This window comes from Variovorax sp. 01T439_2, assembly GCF_056398445.1.
In genome coordinates this window covers 1-6,809 of record NZ_JBFTPJ010000232.1, presented here as the reverse complement: position 1 = coordinate 6,809, position 6,809 = coordinate 1, and the positions used below count along the sequence as shown (strand labels likewise).

7 protein-coding genes are annotated in these 6,809 nt (G+C 70.8%); 4 read left to right on the top strand and 3 right to left on the bottom strand.

All coding sequences use genetic code 11. The annotated features are described in order from the left end of the window. On the bottom strand, positions 1-1,066 hold a 1,066-nt coding region (locus tag AC1DOC_RS13125), incomplete at its 3' end, for a DUF3108 domain-containing protein (protein WP_478129902.1). A gap of 134 nt (positions 1,067-1,200) precedes the next feature. Between AC1DOC_RS13125 and AC1DOC_RS13120 the strand changes: the two genes are divergently transcribed. Then, the gene (locus tag AC1DOC_RS13120) at positions 1,201-2,271 is read left to right on the top strand and encodes a fumarylacetoacetate hydrolase family protein (RefSeq protein WP_018907342.1); all 1,071 of its coding nucleotides are present in this window, start codon (positions 1,201-1,203) and stop codon (positions 2,269-2,271) included. Here AC1DOC_RS13120 and AC1DOC_RS13115 read toward each other — a convergent pair whose 3' ends face one another. Continuing rightward, positions 2,272-3,051, bottom strand: coding sequence for a LuxR C-terminal-related transcriptional regulator (locus tag AC1DOC_RS13115; protein WP_015867543.1), 780 nt, complete (start codon positions 3,049-3,051; stop codon positions 2,272-2,274). 83 nt (positions 3,052-3,134) lie between these two features. Between AC1DOC_RS13115 and AC1DOC_RS13110 the strand changes: the two genes are divergently transcribed. Genes AC1DOC_RS13110 through AC1DOC_RS13100 form a run of 3 tightly spaced genes read left to right on the top strand, consistent with a single transcriptional unit; the run spans position 3,135 to position 6,133 of the window. Further along, a complete protein-coding gene (locus AC1DOC_RS13110) occupies positions 3,135-4,928 on the top strand; it encodes an FAD-dependent monooxygenase (protein ID WP_369663675.1) in 1,794 nt (597 codons plus the stop codon). Next, a complete protein-coding gene (locus tag AC1DOC_RS13105) occupies positions 4,925-5,155 on the top strand; it encodes a hypothetical protein (RefSeq protein ID WP_015867541.1) in 231 nt (76 codons plus the stop codon). The genes AC1DOC_RS13110 and AC1DOC_RS13105 overlap by 4 nt, the downstream gene beginning before the upstream one ends. 3 nt (positions 5,156-5,158) lie before the next feature. Beyond that, positions 5,159-6,133 (top strand): Bug family tripartite tricarboxylate transporter substrate binding protein, encoded by a 975-nt coding sequence (locus AC1DOC_RS13100; RefSeq protein WP_015867540.1) that lies wholly within the window; start codon positions 5,159-5,161, stop codon positions 6,131-6,133. A 31-nt stretch (positions 6,134-6,164) separates the two neighbouring features. On the opposite strand, the gene AC1DOC_RS13095 is transcribed toward AC1DOC_RS13100, so the two are convergent. Next, on the bottom strand, positions 6,165-6,809 hold a 645-nt coding region (locus AC1DOC_RS13095), incomplete at its 5' end, for a toxin-antitoxin system YwqK family antitoxin (RefSeq protein ID WP_478129901.1).

The window sequence follows — 6,809 nt, the reverse complement described above, 5'->3', positions numbered from 1 at the left end:
CGGCGTAGTCGCCCGCCGGCACGCTCATCTGCTCCTCGCCCTCGATGTTGAACACCCAGACGCCCGCGTCGCGCGGCCCGGCGGTCTGGATGGAAATGCGGCTGCCGGCCGGATACCGGCCCGGATCGCCCGCCAGCATGCCGCCCAGCTGCATCACCACGCTGAGCCGGTCCTGCGCGCCGGGCAGCAGGGGCACGCTGGGCGCGTTGTTGCTGAACATGATCTGGCCCTGGTCGCGCAGGAAGTGCGAGGCGACCTCGCCCTTGCGGCTTTCCGAAAAGCGCGCCGGCTCGATGCCGGTGGGGCCGATCCGGCCGGTGCTGTGCTGGCTGCGGATGGTCCGGAACAGGAATTTGAGCGACAGCCGGGCGTCGTAGCTGCTGCCGTCCTGCAGCCAGACCAGGTCGCCGAAAACGCCCTGCATCGGCGAGGCGCCCTGCTGGCCCGTGACCGCGAAGGCGAGCTTCACCGAACCGGGGATGCGCAGCGCTTCGGGTCCGACGACATTGCCCGCTGCGGCGCTGGCGGCGCCGGCGGCCTCGCCGGGCGGCCCGTTGCCGACACCGGCGTTGGCCGTGCTGCCCGCCCCGCCCAGCATGGCGCCCGCCGGGGCGCTGGCTGCCTGGTCGGGAGGTGTCGCTCCTGAATCAGTAGCGTTCTGCGCCGTGAGGTCGGGCGTCTGTGCGGGGGGCGCCGGGGGCTGTTCCGAAACCTGGGGCGCCGGCTGCGGCACCGGCTCGGGTGGTGGTGGCGCCACCGGCCTGGGCCTGGACGGCTCGCGCGGCCGGCGCGGCTTTGCGGGCGGCGGCGGCTTGGCCTCGGCCACTGGCGCTGCGGCGGCCGGCGCGGCCGGCTTTTCCGCGGCCGGCGGTGCAATCACGATGGTGCGGGTGATGAACTTGTTCGCGAGCGGCGAGGGGTCGGGCCCGATGGCCGTGGGAGCCAGGTCCAGCAACAGCACGTGGGCCAGCGCCACCGCCAGCGTCAGCCCGGCCAGCGCGCGCCATGACGGGCGTGCGGGCGGGGCGGCGGAGGACGGCAGCTGGGAGGCGACAAGCGTCGGCATGAGGTGGTGGAGTGGGCGCCGGCGCCGAGGTTCACCGGGAGCACCTCGGTACACTGCCGCCCGTTCAACCAGTTTAGTGGGCGCGGCGCCGGCTCTCGTGTTCGCGCCGTGTCCTTCATCACGCATTTGCCATCATGAAACTCGCCACCCTGAAGGACGGCTCGCGCGACGGCCAGCTCGTCGTCGTCTCGCGCGACCTCACGCTCGCCCACTACGCCACTGGCATCGCCAGCCGGCTGCAGCAGGTGCTGGACGACTGGGGCTTCATGAGCCCGCAGCTGCAGGACCTGTACGACGCGGTCAACACCGGCCGCGCACGCCATTCCTTCCCGTTCGACCCCGCCCAGTGCATGGCGCCGCTGCCGCGCGCCTACCAGTGGGCCGACGGCTCGGCCTACCTGAATCACGTCGAGCTGGTGCGCAAGGCGCGCAATGCCGAAGTGCCCGAGAGCTTCTACCAGGACCCGCTGATGTACCAGGGCGGCAGCGACGACTTCCTCGGCCCGACAGACGACGTGGTCGTGCCCAGCGAAGCCATGGGCATCGACTTCGAGGCCGAGATCGCGGTGATCACCGGCGACGTGAAGATGGGCGCCACGCCCGACCAGGCGCTCGACGGCATCCGCCTGGTGATGCTGGCCAACGACGTGAGCCTGCGCAACCTGATCCCTGCCGAGCTGGCCAAGGGCTTCGGCTTCTTCCAGAGCAAGCCGGCCACCGCCTTCAGCCCCGTGGCCGTGACGCTCGACGAGATCGGCGAAGCCTGGCAGCACGGCCGCGTGCACCTCACGCTGCAAAGCAGCTGGAACGGCCGCAAGGTCGGCATGTGCGACGCCGGGCCCGAGATGACCTTCCATTTCGGCCAGCTCATCGCCCACATCGCCAAGACGCGCAACGTGCGCGCCGGCAGCATCGTCGGCAGCGGCACCGTGAGCAACAAGGGCGTGGAAAAGAACGGCCAGATGGACTGGCCCAAGGGCTATTCGTGCATTGCCGAGAAGCGCTGCATCGAAACCATCCAGGGCGGCGAGCCCGTGACCGAATTCATGAAGTTCGGCGACACCATCCGCATCGAGATGAAGGGGCTCGATGGCCGCTCGCTGTTCGGCGCGATCGACCAGGAAATCGTGTCGGCGGCGGGGCGGGCGAAGGTGGCGCCGGTGTCGCTGGCGAACCCGCAGGACGACGACGGCGCCGAAGGCTGACTAGCGCGGCGCGGCGCGCAGCAGCTCCTTCTGGCTGCGTATCCCCAGCCGCCGGAACGCCCGGTACTGGTGGGTGCGCACCGTCGTCAGTTCGATGCCGATTTCGCGCGCCGCTTCCTTGGCTGTGCGGCCGGCCATCAGGTGGCCGATGACTTCGCGCTCGCGCAGGCTCAGGGTGAGAAGGCGCGAGGCGAGCGTGGGCGCCACCGCTTCGCGGGCGGCCATGGCGCTGCGGCCATGGGCCAGCGTGGCGTCGGCCAGGAGCGTGGCGTGGCGCTCGATGGCCGCGAAGTCGGCGGCGCCGAATTCGGGCTGCGCGAGGCTCCGGTAGAAGCTCACGGCCACGCGCTGGCCGGTGGGCGTCAGGCGCAGCACCGACGCGCGCTCGCGGATGCCCACGTCGCCGTAGCAGGCCGCGCGGTAGGCCGGGTCGGCCACCTCGTCGGCGCGCTGGTGGCCCAGCCAGAGCTGCGCGCGCCGGGGCAGCTTGCGCGCCGCCAGCCAGGTCATGTTGGGATCGAGCAGGTCGAAGCGCTGCGCCACGTAGCGCTCGGCCGTGCGTTCGGCCGTGGTGCCGTAGCTGCTGGCGGCCGACACCGCCTCGATGCGGCCGGTGGCGTCGACCGCGAACACGGTGCAGAAGGTGACGGGCATCACGCGGTGCATGGCCGCAAGGCAGCTGGCCGCCAGGTGCGGCGTGCCGATGCCCGCGAGCACGTCGCCGGCGAGGGCGGCGGACAGCATGGTGTCCGCCGCGGGCTGGATGCGCCAGCGTCTCATGGGGGGAGCAGGTAGGGCAGGGTAATTACTTCGTACGAAGTTATGACAATGGCCAGCGCCGCGCATCGGGACAATCCCGCTGCATGATGACGAACCCCACCGCTCCGGCCACCGCGCCGCCGCCCGGCGCACGGGCCGCCGATGCCGCCAGCGGCCCGGTGCCGCCGCCGGCCAGCGCCACCGAACTGCCGCCTTCCGTCGGCGCCTTTCACTACACGCGCTACCCGGCGCGCACGCCGGCGCTCGGGCACGACGGCATGGAGCCCGGCCGCCATCCGGTGGTGATCGCGGGCGGCGGGCCGGTCGGCATGGCGCTGGCGCTGGGGCTCGCGAACCACGGCGTGCGCAGCGTGGTGCTCGAGGCCGACGACACGGTGTGCGTGGGCAGCCGCGCGGCCTGCATCTCGCGCCGCAGCCTGGAGATCATGGAGCGGCTCCATGTGCTGCCGGCCTTCATGGCCAAGGGCCTGCCGTGGACCGGCGGGCGCAGCTTCTACAAGACGGCCGAGGTGTTCCGCTTCGAGATGCCGCATGACGAGCGCCAGAAGCTGCCGCCGATGATCAACCTGGAGCAGTACTACATCGAGCAGTACCTGCTGGACGAGATCCTCCGCCGCAACGAGGCGTCGCCGGGGCTCGTCGACATCCGATGGGGCACCGAGCTCACCGGCCTCGCGCAGGACGACGAGGGCGTGACGCTGGACGTGCGCAACCCCGAGGGCGCCTACCGGCTGCGCGGCCAGTGGCTTGCCGCCTGCGATGGCGGCCAGAGCTTCGTGCGCAAGGCGCTCGGGCTCGCGCTCGAGGGCACGGGCTACGAGGGCCGCTACGTGATCATCGACATCGAGCTGCACAGCACGCACCCCACCGAGCGCCGCGCCTGGTTCGACCCGCCGTGGAACCCGGGCTCGACCGTGCTGATGCACCGCCAGCCTGACGACATCTGGCGCATCGACTACCAGCTGCGCGCGGGCCAGGGCACCGAGGACGCGTTGAAGCCGGCGGCCGTGGCCGAATTCGTGCAGCGCCACCTCAACGCCATCGGCGAAGGCCACCTGCCATGGAAGACGGTCTGGACCTCGGTCTACCGCGCGGGTGCGATGACGCTCGACAGCTACCGCCACGGCCGCGTGCTGTTCGCGGGCAATGCCGCGCATGCGATGCCGATCTTCGGCGTGCGCGGCCTCAACTCGGGCTTCGACGATGCGGACAACCTGGCCTGGAAGCTGGCCTTCGTGGCGCGCGGCCTGTCGGACGCGTCGCTGCTCGATTCGTACTCGCAGGAGCGCATCGCGGCCTTTCACGTCAATGCCGAGAACGCGATGCGCAGCACCGAGTTCATGTCGCCGCCGTCGCGCGGCTTCGACCTGCTGCGCGAGGCCGCGCTTTCGCTGTCGCAGGTGCACCGCGGCATTGCGCAGCTGATCAACCCGCGCCAGACCCAGGCCGTGCGCTACGCGGATTCGGCGCTGTCGAGCGAAGGCGATGCGCTGCCTGCGGGGCCATTGCCTGGAGAGGTCATGGCCGAGCAGCAGCTCGAGCAAGGCCACCTGACCGACTGGATCGGGCCGGTCTTCACGCTGCTGGTGCTCCGGCCGGGCGCCGATGCCGTGCCGCTGCCGGACGATGAACTGGCACAGGCGCTTGGCGGCGCGCTGCCGTTCGCGGTGCGCACCATTGCAGGCCCGGGCATCGCAGGCGCCGACGCGCACGTCGGCCCTGACGTGTTCGAGGCGCTGGGCGCGCGCGATGGTGCCGTCTACCTGCTGCGCCCCGACGGCCATGTGGCCGCGCGCTGGCGGCGCTTGCCCCGCGGCGCATTGCAGGCCGCATTGGCCCGCGCTGCAGCCGCCGCTTCCACGGAGATTGCCAGATGACCACACCGCTTCCATCCGACGCGCGCGACCGGCTCTATGCAGAGTGCGCGCGCGCCATCACCGAGGCCGGCGCCGAACGCGAATCGCTGTTCCTGGCCCGCCTCGCGCTGCTGCTGTTCGAGCAGGTCGGCGACGAGGCGCGCTGCCGCGCCGCGCTGGCCGACGCACTGCACGCGCTGCCCGTACCATCGCTGTCCGCAACCGAACCAATACAAAAAGGAGACTGATCCATGGATCGCCGCACCCTTCTCGCCACGCTCGCCTCCGGCGCCGCCGTAACCGCCGCGCCCTTTGCCCGCGCCCAGGACTACCCGGCGCAACTCATCAAGTGGGTGGTGCCCTATCCGGCTGGCGGCGGCACCGACGTGATCGCACGCGTGCTGGCCGAGGCCATGCGCCAGACGCTGGGCCAGCAGATCGTGGTCGACAACCGCCCCGGCGCCTCGACCAACATCGGCGCCGACCTCGTCGCCAAGAGCAAGCCCGACGGCTACACCATCCTCTCGGCGGACAACGCCGTGCTGGCCTTCAACGAGCACCTGTTCAGCAAGCTGCCGTTCAATCCGGAGAAGGACTTCACCTACATCGGCGCGATCGGCAAGTTCCCGCTCGCGCTGGTGGTGCATCCCGACTTTCCGGCCAAGAACTTCAAGGAGTTCCTGGCCTACGCGAAGGCCAATCCGGGCAAGGTCAACTACGCCTCGCCGGGCAATGGCTCGCCGCACCACCTGGCCATGGAAATGTTCAAGGCCCGCACCGGCACCTTCATCACCCACATTCCCTACCGCGGCGCGGCGCCCGCCATGGCCGACGTGATGGGCGGCCAGGTGCCGTGCATGTTCCTCGACCTGGCCTCGGGCCTGCCGATCATGCAGGGCAACAAGGTGCGCGTGCTGGCCATCGGCTCGGGCGCGCGCAGCAAGACGCTGCCCAGCGTGCCGACGCTGGCCGAAGTGGGCGTGCCCAACACCGAGGTGTTCGCGTTCCAGGGCATCCTCGGCCCGGCGGGGCTGCCGCCCGCGGTGGTCGCCAGGCTCAACAGCGAGCTGAACCGCGCGTTCGGCACGCCGGCCGTGCAGAAGCGCTTCGACGATTTCGGCATGGAAGCCATGCCGGGCACACCGGCGCAGTTCGCGGCGCTGTCGCGCGCCGAGTCGAAACGCTGGGGCCCGATCATCAAGCAGGCCGGCATCAAGCTGGATTGATGAAGCCCGCGCGGCCCCGGGGTGGGCCGTGCTACTGCGTGTAGGCCTTGCGCGAGCCGTCCTCGAGCACGTGCTCGTCGTGCTGCAGTTCGCCGTTCTCGTCCCAGCTGCGCTCGCGCGTCACGCGGCCCTTGGCATCGAAGCTCGATTCCGCCAGCAGGTTGCCCTTTTCGCTGAAGCGCCGGTGCGTGCCCACCGGCACCTGGCGCCCGCGGCCCGCCACCAGGTAGCGGCCGTGGGCGGCGCGCTGGCCGCTCTCGTAGAACTCGGTAATCTCGACCGTGCGCGCATTGCCGCTTCCGCGGTAGACCGACTTGCTGCGCGGCCGGCCATTGAGGTGGTAGCTGTCGTCGCCGATCGGTTCGCCCGCCGGGTTCCATCGCTGGTCACGGATCAGCGTTCCCTTTTCGGAGAACTCCTGCTCGCGTTGCCGCACCGCGCTGCGCTCGACCAGCAGCCACACCGTTTCGCGGCGCTTCACGCCTTCGGATGAAAACTGGCGCTCGGTGCGCTGGCTGCCGACGATCTCGTCCTGCACGGAAGGCTTGCCGTTGTCGTAGAAGCTCTGCGAACGCACCCGCTTGCCCGACAGGTACGACAGCCGCGAGCGCAGGATGCCGCCCGCATCGAACAGCTCGACCTGCGACGGCCCGCTGATGAACCCGCACAGCCGGGC